This is a genomic window from Exiguobacterium sp. UBA3968 (assembly GCF_002385115.1).
GTDB lineage: Bacteria > Bacillota > Bacilli > Exiguobacteriales > Exiguobacteriaceae > Exiguobacterium_A.
The window spans coordinates 186731-205158 of sequence record NZ_DGCW01000008.1 but is presented as its reverse complement, the minus strand read 5'-3'; the positions used below and the strand labels follow the sequence as shown (position 1 = coordinate 205158).

The following is an 18428-nucleotide window of genomic DNA, read 5'->3' as shown; positions in this document are numbered from 1 at the left end:
ATATAGGAACAAAAGTTCGGAATATAAGAAATGAGGCTATTGATATGTTTAATTTGAGTGAACAGCTCGTCAGTGGACTAAACCCTGAGCAAGCAAGAGCAGTCAAGCATACGGAAGGTCCACTGCTGATCATGGCAGGAGCCGGTTCCGGGAAGACACGCGTCCTGACACACCGGGTCGCTTATTTGATGGCGGCTAAACAAGTCGCGCCGTGGAACATCCTTGCGATTACGTTCACGAACAAGGCAGCGCGGGAAATGCGGGACCGGATTGGTCGTTTGGTCGGTGGTGTCGCAAACGATATTTGGGTCTCGACCTTCCACTCGATGTGTGTCCGGATGTTACGTCGCGACATCGATCAGCTTGGATACGATCGCAACTTCACGATCCTTGATTCAAGTGATCAGCAATCGGCGATCAAGCTCGTCTTAAAGGAACAAAACTTGGACCCTAAAAAATGGGATCCGCGATCGATGCTGACGATCATCTCGTCACAGAAAAATGAATTACGCAGTGCTGAATTCTACGCCTCGATCGTGACGAGTCCGTATGAGAAGACCGTTGCTGAAATCTATAAAGGATACGAAGCGGTCCTACGCCGGAACAACGCGCTCGACTTTGATGATCTAATCGGAAAAACGACAGAGTTATTCAAGAAGAGTCCGGATGTCCTTGCGTACTATCAGAAGAAGTTTCGCTACATTCATGTTGATGAGTATCAAGATACGAACAAAGCTCAGTATGATCTCGTCAATCTGTTAGCTTCGGGACATCAGAATCTCTGTGTCGTTGGGGACTCGGATCAGTCGATTTACCGCTGGCGTGGTGCTGACATTGCGAACATCCTCTCGTTCGAAGAGGATTATCCGAATGCAGCCGTCATTCTACTCGAGCAAAACTACCGTTCCTCGAAACGAATTTTGGAAGCGGCCAACCATGTCATCCAAAACAACTCAACACGTAAAGATAAGAAACTTTGGACGGATAACGACGAAGGCGAGAAGCTGATCGTTCATACGGCAGAGAACGAGCGGGAAGAAGCATTTTATATCGTCCAGGAAATTCGGAATTCACTTCGCTACGGGATGAAACTGAGTGATATCGCGATTTTATACCGGACGAACGCACAATCGCGTGCGATCGAGGAAACACTTCTCAAATCGAACGTTCCGTACAAAATGATTGGCGGCACGAAGTTCTACGATCGTAAAGAGATCAAAGACGTGCTCGCTTATCTCCGTTTAATTTCGAATCCGGACGAAGACCTGTCCTTCGCGCGAATCGTCAATGAACCAAAACGCGGTATCGGCGCGACGACAATTGATAAGCTGCGTGATTTCGCCGATTTACAAGGCGTGTCACTGATGGAAGCGATTCGCGATATCGAATTGTCGAGTATCGCACCAAAAACGGCAGCGAAATTGACGGATTTCCGGACGATGATTCTCGGACTCAGTCAAATGCAAGAATTCATCAGTCTTTCAGAACTGGTTGAAGAAGTGCTTGAGAAATCGGGCTATCGTCAAGTGCTGAAGGAAGATAAGACGCTTGAAGCACAGAGTCGTCTTGAGAACATCAACGAGTTTATCACCGTTGCACAGAACTTTGAGAAGGAGACGGCAAAAGCCGATCCGGAAGACCGGACGATCATCGCCTTCTTGACTGACTTGACACTCGTCGCCGATGTCGATTCACTCGACGAGACGGATCCGGAAGAACAAGTCACGTTGATGACACTCCACTCGGCAAAAGGACTCGAGTTTCCAGTCGTTTTCTTGATTGGGATGGAGGAAGGTTTGTTCCCGCATAGCCGTTCGCTTCAAGATGAAGACGAGATGGAAGAAGAACGTCGCCTCGCGTATGTCGGGATCACACGTGCTGAGAAACGTCTTTACTTGTCACATGCGCGGATGCGCTCCCTGTACGGACGAACGAACGCAAACCAAGAATCACGGTTCCTAGCGGAGCTGCCGGAAGTCGTCATCGAGCGGACCGGTAAAAAAGCGAAGCCACTCCCATGGGAAGATCGCCCTGTCCCACAAGGCAAAGCGGTCATCGGTCGTTCAATCAGTAAACCGACAGCGATGAAGACGTCAGGTGCGGAAACGCTCGGTTGGTCGGTCGGAGATAAGGCAGAGCATGGGAAATGGGGACTCGGTACAGTCGTCCAGACTCGGGGTGAAGGAGATAATCTTGAAATCGATATCGCATTCCCAGCAGTCGGAATCAAACGATTGCTCGCAAAATTCGCACCGATTAAAAAGGTATGACGGGAGGTCCACAGATGGATGCAAGCCAGCGTATAGATGAGATTCGTCAAACATTGAACCGATATAGCTACGAATATTATGTACTGGATCAACCAACGGTACCAGATGCGACGTACGATCAATTGCTTCGTGAACTGACGGAGCTAGAAACAGCGCATCCGGAACTGATCACGCCAGACTCGCCAACGCAGCGCGTCGGTGCAGTACCGCTTGAAGCGTTCGAGAAGGTGACGCATGACTTACCGATGCTGTCACTCGGAAACGTCTTTGATGAGACAGAAATTCGCGAATGGGTCGCTCGGATTGAGCGGTCGCTCGGACGTTCGACAACTTATGTCGCCGAACTGAAATTCGATGGACTTGCCATCTCGCTGAAATACGAAGACGGTCGATTCGTTCGTGGGGCGACGCGGGGTGATGGAACAGTCGGCGAAAACATCACGCAGAATCTACGGACAATCAAAGCCTTACCGCTTCGTCTACAGGCAGAAGAGACGGTCGAAGTCCGCGGTGAAGCCTATATGCCGAAACAATCGTTCGAACGATTGAATGAAGACCGGGCAAGCCGGGAAGAGACGTTATTCGCGAATCCACGTAACGCGGCAGCAGGTAGTCTGCGTCAGTTGGATTCGTCGATCACGGCGTCGCGTAATCTGTCGTTGTTCGTGTATGGCGTCGGCGTCAATACGTTGACGGCTCGTTCACATAGCGAAGCGATGGCGCAACTCGCTTCACTTGGCTTACCGACCAATCAACATATGCAGACGTGTGAGACGGTCGAAGAGATTCTTGCCTACATCGCACATTGGACAGAAGCACGTGCGAGCCTGCCATATGAGATCGACGGAATCGTCCTGAAAGTCGATCGATACGATGATCAGGAAGAGCTCGGCTTCACAGCAAAAAGTCCCCGCTTCGCGACAGCCTATAAGTTTGCGGCGGAAGAAGTCATGACGACAGTCGAAGACGTTGATTTCAGTGTCGGTCGGACCGGGAAAGTGACGCCGCGTGCCCGTTTTGCACCGGTCGTCGTTGCAGGATCGACGGTGACGTATGCAACACTGCATAACGCTGATTTCATCGCCGAAAAAGATATTCGCCTTCAAGATTCGGTCATCATCAAAAAAGCGGGAGATGTCATCCCGGCAGTCGTACAAGTCGTCACGGCAGAGCGAACGGGAGAAGAGACACCAATCGTCTTCCCGACCCATTGTCCGGCCTGTCAATCGGAACTCGTCCGTCTCGAAGGCGAAGTCGACATCCGCTGTGTCAGTCCGGAATGTCCAGCGCAATTGATGGAAGGTATCATTCACTTCGTTTCGCGTCAAGCGATGAACATCGATGGTCTCGGTGAAAAAGTCGTCCGTCAATTGTATGACCATGAAGCAATCCGGACGATTGCCGATTTATATCGACTCGATCGCGACGAGTTGTTGACGTTCGACCGAATGGGTGAGACGTCCGTCGATAAATTACTTGCGGCGATCGAAGCCTCGAAGCAGAACTCAGTCGAACGTCTCTTGTTTGGTCTCGGAATTCGACTCGTCGGTCAAAAAGCGGCGTATCTCTTAGCGGAACGTTTTGATTCGTTAGCAGGGATTGCGGCAGCTAGCTACGAGGAGATCGTCGCGATCGATGGTATCGGTGGGAAAATCGCGGACTCCATCGTAAAGTACTTCGAGCACCCAGAAGCACAAGCATTGATTCGTGATTTGGAACAACTCGGTGTTAATCAACAGTTCCTTGGTGAACGAGTTAATCAGACGAATGCACCGCTCGGTGGAAAAACGATCGTCTTGACGGGAACACTCGAAAGCCTAAAACGGTCAGAGGCAGGGAAGCGTCTTGAAGCACTTGGTGCCGATGTGACGGGAAGCGTCAGTAAAAAGACAGACGTGCTCGTCGCAGGGGAAAAGGCAGGTTCTAAGCTGACGAAAGCAGAATCGCTCGGCATCGAAATTTGGGATGAAGCGCGTCTGTTAGAAGAATTAGCCAAACACGAGGCTTAAGACCACTGCTATATGAACTAAATGAATAAAGGAAGGCGGGATTCCGCCTTCCTTTATTCGTATTGATCCAATTGTCACGAAGCAATCGTCTCGCTTCGAATTAAGGTACCTTGTTTGATGAGACGATTCGTTGCCGTTTCCGGTGGATCGCAAGTGATCAACGTAATCGTCGGAGAGGCGACGGATTGATTGAGAACGGACAACGTCGTCGGTGTGACGAGACGACTTGACGTGATCCGGTACGTATACCGATGTGTTTTCGTCGTGACGATAACGGTATCGCCTTTCTTGACGTCAGGCAGACGATTGAAGTGGAGACCTTCTGTGAAGCTTCGGTGTCCGGCGAGCGCATAATTGCCTTTTCCAGGCGATCCGGTTTTCGGAATATGACCGATACTTCGATCGAGGACTGCTGTCGTCGACCCCTCTAAGATGACTTGTTCAAAATCAATGCTTGGTATCGAGAGTAATCCGACACCTGATTTTGCAAGAGGTTGTTTGGTTTCTTTTGCATCGACGATTTTTAGACTGTTGGTCCATTGTTTCTTTAAATGTTCAGCTTCTCGTTCGCGCTGATAATCACTGATGAAGGGCCAAACGATGAGTGCGATGCCTGCTAACAAAAAAAGCAGACCGATGAATTTACGGCGTGTCATGATAAAAAGTCCTTTCGGATGCGTGAGGGCGCATCATCTTTTTTGAAAAACAGGGGAAAACTTGTCCTTCCCCGATGGAAAACGATTCTGTTATGATAAAGAGAACGATTTGAAAACATGGGGTGCAAATAGAGATGAACTATAAAAAAGCAGTAGCGTTGACGTTATCGAGCACGTTATTTTTGGGTGCTTGTTCGTTCGACCTTTCGCCAAGTAGCGATACAAAAGAAGTCATTACTGAAAGTGAACAAGGTAAGGAAGTCCAAGCCGTCGTCAGTCCAGCCATTGATACGACGGATTCGTATTACCGGACGGTCTTACCGTTTCGTCCAAGCGTCGCACGTGGAATGACACAAAAGCGTGTCAGTTCGCGTCTTGAACTCGATGAAATCGAAACAGGATTGATGCGTCATTCGACACAATTTTTTGATCCGGAAAAATACTATTACCAAGAAGGTCAGTTACTAGAAGCCGACCAAATCGCAAAATGGTTGTTACGAAAAGGGAAAGCAGGCGATGGCGTCAGCGATCCTGAAGGTTTAAACCCAGCCTACACGTCAGGTAAGTCATATAAAGAAAAAAATCAAAAGTCACCTATGATTCTATCGCATATCTTAGAGCAAGACTACATGCTTGAAGAAGATAAGAAGCTTGAACTCGGTGGTACATCAATCGCTCTCGTCTTAAATAGTGAGTATGTTTTCCAAGATGAAAACTATGGACCGACCTATACCGTTAAACTTGATGAAAAGAAAGTCGTTGCTGAAGGGAAGCGGATGGCAAACAATTTAGTCAAGAAAATGCGTAAGACGCAGGGTATGAAGACGACACCGATTCACGTCGCCCTCTACCTCCAGGAAAAAGAAGGTTCACCGGTTTCCGGTCATTATCTCTCGTCTGCATTCATCGGTCGCGGGAATCAAATCAGCGCGAATGATTGGAAGAACTACAATGAACGCTATTACTACTACCCGTCAGCACGTGCAACGAATGATGTTCGTGATGATGCGGCGAAATTTGATTTATTCAAAGACCGTCTAGAAGACTACTTCCCGAACTACACCGGTATGATGGGGGAAGGCTTCTATCAAGAAGATGAACTTAAAAAGCTTGAAATGAAGATTCCCGTTCAATTTTACGGAAAAGCAGAACTCGTCGCATTCGTTCAGTACGTGACGTACCTGCTTGAGAATCGCTGGGAATATAATCGAAACATTCCGACGACGATCACTGTGACGAACTTGAACGGTGATACGGAAGCGATGCTATTCCTCGATCCGGATACAAAAAAACCAATCGTCAAGATTCGTTGATTTCTCCATTTACTTTATAAAGCGACATTCCTTATTTAGCGGAATGTCGCTTTTTTGTATGACGAACGCTTGAAGATAGAAGTATATGAGTATGAAAGGAAGGGTATGGAAGAAGAATGATATTTTGTTTCACTTTCCCATTTTTTAGATTTACGAAAGTCAGTAGGAGAGAGCATAATGGAAGAAGAACAGTTCTATAAACGGGGACGGCGCGATGAATCGCCAGTTCTTTTAAAGAAGATGATAAAGGAGAGATCTAGATGAATGGCGGTATCTATTCACAAATCGGAGCAGTTCGAGAAGAACTACCATCGTCCTCACGAAAAGTCGCAGACTACGTCTTGACGCATATGAACCAAATTGCGCGCATGACGATCCACCAACTCGCAGAGGAGTCGGATACAAGTGCTGCTGCAGTCGTTCGCTTTTGCCGTGCACTCGGATTAAAGGGATATCCAGAGCTGCGGATGCGGATTTCGGCTGATACGGCACGCACGGATTTAAAAGGATATCATGATATCGAAAAGGATGAACGTCCGGTCGACTTGATTGAAAAAACGCTTAGTAACAGTATTCAAGCGTTGCAGGATACAGCGAAGCAGTTAAATGATGATTGGATTGCAAAAGCGATCGGCGTTATCGACCAAGCACGTGCAATCTATTTTTACGGAATCGGGGCGTCACATGTCGTAGCGGAAGACGCTGCTCAAAAATGGACGCGTGTCGGGAAACTAGCGATTCAAGAAACGGATCAGCATCTACTTGCGACGATTTTAGCGAATGCACGCCCAGAAGATGTCTTTTTTGCGATTTCCTACAGTGGTGAGACAGAAGAAGTCGTCGAGTTGATTCGCTTGGCGAAAATCCAAGGGTTAAAGGTTATTAGTCTGACGCGTTTTGGGGACAATCGGATCAGCCAACTAGCAGATATTGCGCTTTGGACTTCGCGCGCACCGGAAGCACCGCTTCGTAGCGCGGCACTCAGTTCACGACTGGCTCAACTGTTTGCGATTGACGTCTTATTCTTGTCCTATGCTGCGGGACACTATGAAGATACACTCGAACGTCTCCAATTTACGCGGGAGAGCGTTAAGACACTGCATCAAAAAAAATAAGGGGGATACATACATGTCAGAACGAACTGCCGGACTAGACGCGTTGTATCCGGAAATGGTGGAGCGTCGTCGTTATCTCCATCAGCACCCGGAGTTATCGTTTCAAGAAGTCGAGACACCGCGTTATATCGCGCAACATTTAAAAACGCTCGGAATCGAAGTCAAGACAGGAGTGGGTGGACGTGGTGTCGTCGGGTACATTCGTGGAGGAAAACCGGGGAAGACCGTCGCGTTACGTGCCGACTTCGATGCTTTACCGATTGCTGACGGAAAAAAGGTCGCGTATCGATCGACAGTTCCGGGCGTGATGCATGCGTGCGGTCATGACGGTCATACGGCGACGTTGCTTGCCGTCGCAAAGACGCTCATGCAACAGCGGGAATCGTTACCGGGGAATGTCGTCTTGATTCATCAACATGCGGAGGAAGTCGTCCCGGGTGGTGCGCGAGATATGATTGCCGACGGTTGTCTTGAAGGGGTCGATGTCATCTTCGGAACGCATCTTTGGTCAACGATCGATCAAGGACACGTCGGTATTCGAACCGGTCCGATCATGGCAGCAGCTGATAAGTTCGAGCTGATCTTATATGGAAAAGGCGGGCACGGTGCGAAGCCACACGAGACGATTGATGCTGTCTTACTCGGGGCAACGATCGTCAAGGAATTACAATCGATCGTCAGTCGTCAACTTAATCCGCTAGAGCCGGCAGTCGTGACCGTCGGAACGTTGCACGCGGGGAATACGTTTAATGTCATCGCAGATCAAGCGACATTAACAGGAACGGTCCGAACGTTTAATGAAGCGACAGCGGACGAAATCATTGAGCGGATGGAGCAGACGATCAAAGGAATCTGTCAGGCGGTCGGAGCGACGTATCAATTTACATACGAAAAAGGGTATCCAGCTGTCGTCAACCATGCGGTACCCACCGTATTGATCGAATCCGTCGCACGAGAAATCTTAGGAGACAAGCATGTATTTGAAATCGAACCGACGATGGGCGGCGAGGACTTCGCGTATTATCTGCAACACGTACCCGGTGCATTTTTCTTTACAGGAGCCGGGGACGCTTCCTATCCACCGCATCATCATCCCCAGTTTGATTTTAAAGAGCCAGCGATGCTTGACGCAGCGCGTATTCTAGTCGAAGCAACGTGGCGGTATTTAGAACAAACTGCTGAAGCATGAAAAAATCGCTCGTCTTGACTCCGAAAAGGAATCAGGGCGAGCGATTATTGTCTTTTTAACTTAAAATTTCTTGAACACGACCAACTTGTCCGTCTTCTAATCGCACTTTGATCCCGTGCGGATGCTGCGGTGATTTCGTGAGAAGGTCTTTAACGATTCCTTCTGTTCGTTTACCTGTTCGTTGATCTTGTTTCAACACGATGCTGACTTTAAGACCAGGTGTGATATTTTTACGTGTTTTACCGTCCATTTGTAGATCCTCCCATCGTTCATTTCCTGTTTGGCTATCAGTATAACATGGTTCAGCCGGTGAAACTTGTTTGTCGCAAGGACGTAAAGTGAAAAGAGAACAGAATGTCAGAAAAAGTTTGACTATATTTGACCAATTAAGATGTGACTTTTATAATTAAGGTAATGAAGTATAGGAAAAGGAAGTGAACTCGAATGGCAAAAGACTATTATCAAACACTCGGTGTCGCAAAGGATGCATCGAATCAAGATATCAAGCGCGCGTACCGCAAACTGGCGAAGCAATATCACCCAGACGTCAACAAGGAGGCGAGTGCGGACCAGCGCTTCAAGGATATCCAAGAAGCCTTCGATGTGCTTGGGGATGAGGAGAAACGAGCCCAGTACGATCGATACGGCAGTAACTTCGACCGGATGGCAGGTGCTGGAGCTGGGGGCGCTGGAGATTATGAAGATCTGTTCCGACAGTTCGGAGGTGGTGGACGGACACGACCTGGACAATCGTTCGGATTTGAAGACATGTTCGGTTCGTTCTTTAGTCAGGAAGAAGTGTCGACCGATGAAGAGCTTGAATTGACGGTTCCACTCAGTCATCTCAGTACGAATGAAAAAGTCACGGTGCGTCTTGCGACTGGTTCGATTCAGTTGACGCTACCGAAAGATGTCTATGACGGCAAAAAAGTCCGCTTACGTGGAAAAAGTTCGATGCGTAACCGACAAGGTGTCGCGGGAGATGTTTACGTGACGATTCACCTGAAGGATGACGATCAGTTCCGACGGGTCGACCAAGACGTCATCTCGACCGTCCGCGTTCATCCGACGACACTTGTACTTGGAGGAGAAGTCGTCGCAGATACACTTGAAGGAAAACGAATTAAACTGAAAGTCAAACCGGGCACAAAACCAGGAGCACGACTTCGGATTCCAAATCGTGGTCTGAGTCAAGCGAATGGTCATCGTGGGGCATTACTCGTCCAACTCGAAGTCAAGTTACCTGAGATGGACCGCGCCTTTTATGAAGAGTGGGAACGTCAACTTGCAGTGAAGGAGTGATCAAGGATGGATTTTGAACGTTTAACGGATCGGGCACATGAGGGAATCGTCTCTGCCCAAGCGATTGCGAAACAACGTCGTCATAGTGAAATCACAGAGTGGCATTTGTTACTTGCCTTACTTGCTCAAGAAGAGGGAATTGCACGGGTCATTTTTGAAAAGTTGAATCAACGGATTGAGACATTGAATGCAGCGATTGACGAAGCGATTGGTAAGCTTCCGGCTTTGTCCCAGGCGACGACGCCTCGGATCGGTAGCTCGTTGCTGAACGTGTTGACGGAAGCAGAAACGGAAGCGCGACTCATGCAGGATGACTACGTCTCCGTTGAGCATTTATTATTAGCCCTGATCAAACAATCAAGTCCAGCAGCTCAATATTTACGTCGTCAAGGCATTACGGAAGAGACACTTCGGGAAGCGATCGTCAGTATGCGAGGCAATCGCAAGGTCACGACGAAAAATCCCGAAGAGACGTTTGATGTGCTGAAAAAATATGGACGCGATCTCGTAGCGGATTTCCGGTCCGGGAAAACGGATCCAGTCATCGGTCGTGACGATGAGATTCGACGTGTCATCCGGATTTTGAGTCGGAAGACTAAAAATAATCCCGTCTTAATCGGAGAACCTGGTGTCGGGAAAACGGCAATCGTTGAAGGACTCGCGCAACGGATCGTCCGAGGAGATGTACCCGAGAGTCTCAAAAACAAGCAGTTGTTCAGTTTAGACATGAGTGCGCTCGTCGCTGGTGCAAAATACCGTGGTGAGTTCGAAGAGCGCCTGCAGGCGGTCTTGAATGAAGTCAAGGAAGCCGAAGGACAGATTCTCTTATTCATCGATGAGCTGCATACGATCGTTGGTGCCGGAAAGACGGACGGCGCAATGGATGCCGGAAACATGCTCAAGCCGATGCTTGCGCGAGGAGAATTGCACTGTATCGGTGCGACGACGCTTGACGAGTACCGGAAGTATATCGAAAAGGACCCGGCGCTAGAACGTCGCTTCCAACAAGTCCTCGTCGCGGAACCGGATGTCGAGGATACGATTTCTATTCTGCGTGGATTAAAGGAACGGTTCGAGATTCACCACGGTGTGCGGATTCATGACAATGCACTCGTCGCGGCGGCGATGTTATCCGATCGGTATATTACGGATCGGTTCATGCCAGATAAAGCGATTGATCTCGTCGATGAAGCATGTGCGATGATTCGGACGGATATGGAGTCGATGCCGGCTGAACTCGATTCCCTCGTCCGCCGGGTCATGCAGCTCGAGATCGAGGAAGCAGCATTAAAGAAAGAGACGGATGAAGCATCCCGGAAACGACTTGCCGTCTTACAACAAGAACTCAGTTCTGCCCGAGAAGATGAGAGTGCGCTTCGGACAAGATGGGAACGGGAAAAAGAAAGTTCGCAAAGTGTCCAACAGTTACGCGCGGATCTTGAGAAAGCGAAACTGGCGTTACAAGAAGCCGAGGGGCGCTATGACTTAAACCGGGCATCGGAAATCAAGTACGGTCAAATTCCAGACCTTGAAGCGCGTCTGAAAGTCGCGGAAGAATCATCTGAACACGTCTCCCACGAACTGGTTCGGGAAGCGGTGACGGAAGAAGAGATCTCCGACATCGTCTCGAAATGGACCGGCATTCCAGTGACGCGGCTCGCGCAGGGCGAACGGGAAAAGCTACTCTATCTCGAGGATACGCTTCATGAGCGTGTCTTTGGTCAAGACGAAGCGGTCCGTCTCGTCGCGGATGCTGTCATTCGAGCGCGAGCAGGTATCAAGGATCCGAATCGTCCGATCGGCTCGTTCTTGTTCCTTGGTCCGACAGGAGTCGGGAAGACAGAACTTGCAAAAGCCTTGGCGGCAGCGATGTTTGATAGTGAAGATCATATCGTCCGCATCGATATGTCGGAGTATATGGAAAAACACAATGTCTCCCGTCTCGTCGGTGCGCCTCCAGGATACGTTGGTTATGAAGAAGGCGGTCAATTGACGGAAGCCGTCCGACGGAGCCCGTATTCGGTTCTTCTATTCGATGAGATCGAAAAAGCGCACGGAGATGTCTTCAATATCTTGCTTCAGTTGCTCGACGATGGTCGGTTAACAGATGCGCAAGGACGTGTCGTCGACTTCAAGAACACGATCGTCATCATGACATCAAACATCGGTGCGCCCATCTTGCTTGAAGCAGCAAAAGATGGTGTCATCGATGCGGCGGAAGAAGAAGCCGTTCGCCAAGAACTGAAGCGTCACTTCCGACCGGAATTTTTAAACCGGATTGATGATACGATTTTGTTCCATCCACTCCACCGGACAGAGATCGAACGAATCATCGACAAAGCGGTCGAGAAGATGACTTCTCGCTTGTCTGGACGCGGCATTACGATTAATGTCACGGATGCTGCGAAGACGCTGATCTTTGAAGAAGCATTCGAACCGCAATACGGTGCGCGTCCAATCAACCGTTATATGCAACGGACGATTGAGACGAAGCTTGCCCGAGCTTTGATCAGTGGGGCGATTCAAGATGGTTCCCAGATTGCGATCGATGTAGCAGACGGTGAACTAGTCGTAAACGGATAAAGCAGATGCTAGAAAAAGGAGTCGACTCGGCTGAAACGAGTCGACTCCTTTTAGCGTTTACGGAAGAACCATATCCGCATCCACCAGATGCGTGATAAGCTAGAAAAAAAGAGAAAGAGGGAACGCCATGAATGTTACACAAGCCCAACTCGAGGAGTTGATTGAGGAGTGTCGTCCGTATACGGTGCTTGGACAAGTCGCAAGTTACATCCCAGAGCTTGCGAAAGTTGATCCGACCCAACTTGGTATCGCTGTCTGTAATGCCGACGGGACGTTCGTTTCGGCAGGTGATGCGGACACGATGTTTACATTACAGAGTGTGTCGAAGATCATTACACTGGCATTCGTCCTCGAGACATTCGGAGAAGATTATGTCTTTTCGAAAGTTGGGATGGAACCGACGGGTGATGCGTTCAATTCGATTGCGAAACTTGAAGAGACGATTCCGACAAAACCGCTCAATCCAATGATCAATGCAGGAGCACTAGCAGTGACCAGCATGTTGCCGGGAACGGATGCTGCGGATAAATTACTGCAATTGCGTCAATTCATCGCAAAACTATTGGATATTAAAGTAGAAATGGTAAAATATGACGCAGATGTCGCTGAATCAGAATTCGAAACGACAGATTTGAACCGAGCGTTGCTCTACTTCATGCGCTATCACGGCGTCATCGAAGGCAACGTCGAAGAAATCATCGACGTCTACACGAAACAATGTGCGATTTTGACGAACTGTAAAGGACTTGCCATGATGGGGAAAATTTTAAGTACATCTGGAAAAACGCCATCCGGGCGTCAAGTCATCTCGCGACGTAACGCACGAATCATCCGGGCCATCATGACGACATGTGGCATGTATGATGCATCTGGAGAATTTTCTGTCCAAGTCGGACTTCCTGGAAAAAGTGGTGTTTCCGGTGCGGTCGTTGCCTGTGGTAGAAGTGATTTCGATATGGCTGATCTCGGAATCGGTGTGTTTGGTCCTTCCCTTGACGCGAAAGGCAATTCGATTGCCGGAACAAAGATGCTTGAACTACTTGTTCAACGTCACCCGTGAGCGATCTCAACTTGATCGAGTGCGTTACGCAGTTCATCCTCTAAGCGTTTGATCTGATGCAAGCGCTCTGCTTGATAAGCAGTCGGAACCTCGAATGACCGCCATCTTTCCAGTCGCTGATACGTGTCATTGATATGTCCGAGTTGCGTCTGGGTAGTTTTTAGACGATCGACAGCGGACTTCGGTTGATTCGTATAGGGACGCAAGTACTCGACCGTATAGCGGTACGCTTTCGTCGCAAGCCGCAACTCATGCATCCGTTCGATACGTTTTGGACCATCCTTTCGTTGTACTTTTTCAAATTGTTCACGTTTTTTCTCATAGCGTTTCTCCGCGGCATGAATCAGTTCTTTTTCTGACATCCGCTTGAGGCGTTTTGTCATCGGACTCGCTAAAAATCGACGGACGGATCGATCTAGTTCATTTGAGATCAAGAGATGCATCGTCTCAATCAAGGTCGAACGTTTTCCTTGGAGTTGTAAGGCGACATGGTTTGCGAACAATTGGTCGATTTCTGTTTTTTTCGAAGTCGCTTCGAGCTGTACGTCGAGATCGCGCACTTCACCGAAGGCGTGCATCAGACGCTTCCAAATCAAATAGACGGGTTCTTCCGTCAACTCGACCAATCGAGCGAACGTGATCAGTTTCCGCAAGCGAATCCGGGCTTGATGGATATCTTCCGGATTTTCAAACGTTTGTGATTCTTTGGCATAATGATTGAAGGTAGACCAGGTCTCGAGTAGTTCAAAAGTTAGCTTTTCAGTATCTCGATGGTTCATGAGATGAATCCCTCCTTGGATTGATTTCGTAAGAGTTCAAGAATGATGCGTTTTAAAATTAAGGAGGACTCCTCCTGAAATGTGGTGGAAACATGTTAGAAACAGTTACGTTCTCAGGAAAGATGAAACAATTCATGAAAATCTTCTTTCCAATTCTCGTAACGCAAGTCGCGTTTTATTTAATCAGTTTTTTTGATACGGTCATGGCCGGTCGATATGGCTCTGCTGATTTAGCAGGAGTCGGTGTCGGAGCGAGTCTATGGGCACCTGTTTACACAGGATTGACCGGTATTCTACTTGCCGTCGCGCCGCTCGTTTCTCAAGCGATGGGAGCGAAACGCGAGCGGGAAGTCAAACGGATCGTCATGCAGGCGTTGTACGTCGCTGTCGTGATCATCGGTTTGACAGTCGTCATCGGACTTCTCGCTGTCAATCCGATTCTCGAGCGGATGGAGTTATCGGTAGAAGCGCGCGAAGTCGCGCGGAACTATCTCGTGATGCTAGCGCTCGGCATCGTGCCGATGTTCGTTTTCTTCGTCTTACGAACACTCATCGATTCATTAGGAAAATCGAACATTACGATGGTCTTACTACTAATCTCTTTACCCATTAACGTCCTTTTCAATTATCTATTCATTTTCGGAAACTTCGGTTTTCCGGAACTCGGTGGTGTCGGTGCGGGAGTTGCGACTGCCATCACGTACTGGATTCTTTGTCTAGCAATCATCGCTGTCGTCATGAAAGGAGAGCTGTTCCAGCGTCTTGGTGTTCTCCGACGTTTTTACCGTCCGGACATGAAGCGGATCAAGGAGTTGATTCTACTCGGTGCGCCGATCGGTCTCGCGATTTTTTCAGAAGTCAGTATTTTTTCAGCCGTCACCTTGTTGCTTGGAGCGTATGGCGACGTCATCATCGGTGCCTATCAGGCTGCCATCAACTTCGCCTCGTTCGTCTATATGATTCCGTTGTCCGCTGCGTCCGCATTGACAATCACAGTCGGTTTCGAGGTCGGTGCTAAACGGATCAAGGATGCGGTTCAGTATGTTGGCATCGGGTTGACGATGTGTGTTGCGGTTTCCGTGTTTTCCGGTATCCTGTTGTACTTAAAGAATGAAGAACTCGCAGCGTTATATAGTCGAGACCCAAAAGTCATCGAAGCAGCTGCACACTTTATGATTCTCGCGATTTTCTTCCAATTGTCAGATGCCGTCGCTGCACCAACGCAAGGTGCACTACGTGGGTTCAAGGACGTCAACGTCACCTTCTTATTGACGATCGTAGCCTACTGGGTCATTGGACTACCATTAGGTTTTTATCTTGAACGCTACACAGCACTTGGACCAGATGGATACTGGTGGGGATTGATCATCGGTCTTGCGGTCGGAGCGACACTATTGCTTGTTCGTCTTATGTACTTAATCCGTAAATCAAGGAGGCTGGCATCTTGAAATTCTCAAAACAACGGCTCATGACGATTGCGAAGATCATCTTGCCGATCGTCTTGATCGGATTCATTTTTTATCAAGGACAAAATGAATTACGCAGTTTGTCTCTAAAGGAATCAATTCAAGCGATCCGCCAAGTACCATCTTGGCAGTTCATCCTGTTGATTCTCGCAGGTCTCGTGGCAGTCTCGACGATGTTCTTTTATGACTTCTTTTTGTTGCGCTCGCTAGAAGCAAAAGCACCAGTCGGATTGATTTTCCGAGCGTCCTGGATTGCGAACTCCTTTAATGGCATCATCGGTTTCGGAGGTCTCGCAGGGATGGCCATCCGGTCCGCCCTGTATCGACCATTCGTTGAAGGCGGACGCCTGTTGAAAGCGATCGGTTGGATGGCGCCGACATTGATTAGCGGTTTGTCAATCTTATCGACATTATCCCTCTTGCACATCTTCCCAGCGTTTGAAGTGCTTGAAATGAAGAAATGGTTATGGCCTGTCATCATCGGTGTTGCCTTATTCTTCCCGCTCTATCTATTGTTCTCGTTTCGACGTGGGAACAGCAGCATTCATCCGAAATCGATTGCCTTATACTCCGTTGTATCGTTTGCGGAGTGGTTTAGTGCCGGTGTCGTCGTCTATCTCATTTTGGCAGCACTCGGAACAGACGTCAGTTTTGCAAAAGTGATCGGTGTCTTCATCATCGCTGCGACAGCCGGTTTGATTTCGATGGTACCTGGCGGATTCGGTTCATTCGACTTAGTCTTTTTGATCGGTATGCAGCGTGCCGGAGTCGAGGAAGGCATCGTCTTGACGGGATTATTGATTTATCGTCTCGTTTATTACTTGATTCCCTTCTTAATCGGTGTCGTCTTCTCGGCTCGAGAGTTTAGTGGTCCAGTCGTCAAGATGATCGAAGATAAACCCATTGTTGGTCCGTCGGTTGAGGTCGGGGGTGTCATTTGGCGCTTGCAATTGCGATTCCTCAGTAAAATTCGTCACTTCACCTTAGCGTTGATTACGCTTGTCGCGGGTATCACGATCTGGGGGCTAGCGATTTTGCCACCGGTCTCGACACAATATGAATATCTGGAATCTAAATTGCCCCATGAAGCGTTGTTGCTCGCAAACAGTTTCTTTTTGATGGGCGGACTATTATTTGTCCTCTTATCGACGGCGCTCTATCGTCGAACGAAGCGTTCCTTGTATATGATGTATGGCGCATCGTTCTTCGCGCTGGTCGGGATGGCACTTCGTGGATTTAACTTGATTTCCTTCCTTGCCGTCGTCGTCGTCCTCGGATTGTTACTGATGTCTCGTAACGCGTTTCATCGGGAACGGACACTGATTACGACGTCGCGTTTCATCCGGGTTGCGTTCGTTGGTCTGTTGTACATTGGCGGGTTCGTCTTTTTCGGATACGCTTTTTATACACTCGGGTCGGCAGACGGAACAGAAGTGTATCCGTCGCATGAGATTTTCATGTTTGCCGCGAGCTCATCCATCTTTGCGCTCGTTTATGGATTAGTTTTCATACGCTTGTTTAACACATTTAATCAACCGGTGCTCGGGGAGCAGTTTGATGCTGAAAAAATCGAAACGGTATTACGTGAACAGGGTGGCAATTATTTGAGCCATTTGGCGTTTCTCGGAGATAAGCGCTTCTTCTTTTCCGAAACAGGTCGTTCGTTCATTCAGTTTAGTCAGACTGGCAACCGGATCATGGTACTCGGTGATCCAAGTGGAGATCCAAAGGAGCATTCACAAGTCATCGCCTCCTTTCTGCGCCGTGTCGAAGATCTCGGATACATTCCGAACATCTATCAGATTCAAGCACAAAACATGTCGCTGTATCATGATTTCGGCTTCAACTTCTTCAAACTCGGCGAAGAAGCGATCGTCGATATTCCGTCTTTCACCGTATCAGGAAAAAAACGAGCTGGACTTCGCTCGATTAAAAATCGCTTTGAACGAGAAGGTATGACGTTTGAAGTGATCGAGCCACCTTTTTCGGATACATTGTTAGCAGAACTGCAAGAGGTCTCGGATGAATGGTTAGGTGGGAAGTCTGAAAAAGGCTTCTCACTCGGTTACTTCCACAAACCTTACTTAAATCGAGCACCAATCGGCATCATGCGTGAAGCGGAAGGACGGTTGATCGGATTCATGACGTTCATGCCTGCTTACCAAGAGGGAGTCCTATCGATTGACTTGATGCGTTTTCGACCGGACGGACCGAACGGGATCATGGATGCGATGTTCATTCGGCTATTCGAATATGCGAAAGAAGAAGGCTACCGGACATTCAACATGGGAATGGCGCCACTCTCGTCCGTTGGCGAGGATGAAACGTCCTTCTGGCAAGAACGTGTGGCGGCAGATGTCTTCAATAATATTCGTTACATGTATAGTTTCACGGGTCTACGACGATACAAAGAAAAATACGATCCAAAATGGGAAGGGCGCTACCTTGCTTACCGAAAGCGGCAATCGTTACCGATAGCAATCTTAAAAGCGACGCGTCTGATTTCTCGAAAGAAAGACCGAATTTTATTACCCTGATCGACTGACGCATGAAGATGGCAGTAGACGGGTATACAAAGGGCGACCCTTTGTCTAAGGACAAACGGGATCGCCCTTTTGCAATTTCAGTTCAAATGTATAAAGGTCTATACAACTAGAAATAATCACGTTATACTAAATACGAAAGC

At 48.5% G+C, this 18428-nt stretch carries 13 protein-coding genes; 10 read left to right on the top strand and 3 right to left on the bottom strand.

The genetic code is table 11. The features are described from left to right. Positions 1–44 precede the first annotated feature (44 nt). The gene (gene pcrA, locus B3S86_RS14920) at positions 45–2270 is read left to right on the top strand and encodes a DNA helicase PcrA (protein WP_035412308.1); all 2226 of its coding nucleotides are present in this window, start codon (positions 45–47) and stop codon (positions 2268–2270) included. Positions 2271–2284: 14 nt separating this feature from the next. Further along, positions 2285–4279, top strand: coding sequence for an NAD-dependent DNA ligase LigA (gene ligA / locus B3S86_RS14915; RefSeq protein WP_290754216.1), 1995 nt, complete (start codon positions 2285–2287; stop codon positions 4277–4279). Positions 4280–4353: 74 nt separating this feature from the next. Here ligA and B3S86_RS14910 read toward each other — a convergent pair whose 3' ends face one another. Continuing rightward, positions 4354–4935, bottom strand: a complete 582-nt coding sequence (locus B3S86_RS14910) for a class D sortase (protein ID WP_290754214.1) — start codon at positions 4933–4935, stop codon at positions 4354–4356. Between the two features lie 134 nt (positions 4936–5069). Here B3S86_RS14910 and B3S86_RS14905 point away from each other — a divergent pair, with 134 nt between their 5' ends. The 3 genes from B3S86_RS14905 (at position 5070) to B3S86_RS14895 (ending at position 8552) form a co-directional block, all read left to right on the top strand. Further along, positions 5070–6248: a CamS family sex pheromone protein gene (locus tag B3S86_RS14905; protein WP_035412315.1), complete on the top strand. Its 1179-nt coding sequence runs from the start codon at positions 5070–5072 to the stop codon at positions 6246–6248. 260 nt (positions 6249–6508) lie between these two features. Beyond that, a complete protein-coding gene (locus B3S86_RS14900; RefSeq protein WP_290754212.1) occupies positions 6509–7363 on the top strand; it encodes a MurR/RpiR family transcriptional regulator in 855 nt (284 codons plus the stop codon). Between the two features lie 13 nt (positions 7364–7376). Further along, positions 7377–8552 (top strand): M20 metallopeptidase family protein, encoded by a 1176-nt coding sequence (locus B3S86_RS14895; RefSeq protein WP_290754210.1) that lies wholly within the window; start codon positions 7377–7379, stop codon positions 8550–8552. A 55-nt stretch (positions 8553–8607) separates the two neighbouring features. On the opposite strand, the gene B3S86_RS14890 is transcribed toward B3S86_RS14895, so the two are convergent. Continuing rightward, a complete protein-coding gene (locus tag B3S86_RS14890; protein WP_290754208.1) occupies positions 8608–8802 on the bottom strand; it encodes a YwbE family protein in 195 nt (64 codons plus the stop codon). Positions 8803–8996: 194 nt separating this feature from the next. Between B3S86_RS14890 and B3S86_RS14885 the strand changes: the two genes are divergently transcribed. The 3 genes from B3S86_RS14885 to glsA all read left to right on the top strand — a co-directional run bounded on the left by B3S86_RS14885 (position 8997) and on the right by glsA (position 13497). After that, positions 8997–9854, top strand: coding sequence for a DnaJ C-terminal domain-containing protein (locus B3S86_RS14885; RefSeq protein WP_035412324.1), 858 nt, complete (start codon positions 8997–8999; stop codon positions 9852–9854). Positions 9855–9860: 6 nt separating this feature from the next. Further along, positions 9861–12437 (top strand): ATP-dependent chaperone ClpB, encoded by a 2577-nt coding sequence (clpB, locus tag B3S86_RS14880; protein WP_290754206.1) that lies wholly within the window; start codon positions 9861–9863, stop codon positions 12435–12437. A gap of 127 nt (positions 12438–12564) precedes the next feature. Continuing rightward, positions 12565–13497, top strand: coding sequence for a glutaminase A (gene glsA, locus B3S86_RS14875; RefSeq protein ID WP_035412330.1), 933 nt, complete (start codon positions 12565–12567; stop codon positions 13495–13497). Here the strand turns inward: glsA and B3S86_RS14870 are convergent. Continuing rightward, positions 13488–14276, bottom strand: coding sequence for a CHAD domain-containing protein (locus B3S86_RS14870; protein WP_035412333.1), 789 nt, complete (start codon positions 14274–14276; stop codon positions 13488–13490). The two genes, glsA and B3S86_RS14870, sit on opposite strands and share 10 nt — an antisense overlap. 92 nt (positions 14277–14368) lie before the next feature. Here B3S86_RS14870 and B3S86_RS14865 point away from each other — a divergent pair, with 92 nt between their 5' ends. Together B3S86_RS14865 and mprF are read left to right on the top strand one after the other, a co-directional pair. Beyond that, the gene (locus B3S86_RS14865; protein ID WP_290754199.1) at positions 14369–15724 is read left to right on the top strand and encodes an MATE family efflux transporter; all 1356 of its coding nucleotides are present in this window, start codon (positions 14369–14371) and stop codon (positions 15722–15724) included. Further along, on the top strand, positions 15721–18279 hold the full coding sequence (gene mprF / locus B3S86_RS14860; protein WP_056063428.1) for a bifunctional lysylphosphatidylglycerol flippase/synthetase MprF: 2559 nt from the start codon (positions 15721–15723) through the stop codon (positions 18277–18279). Before B3S86_RS14865 ends, mprF begins: the two co-directional genes overlap by 4 nt. Positions 18280–18428: the final 149 nt, after the last annotated feature.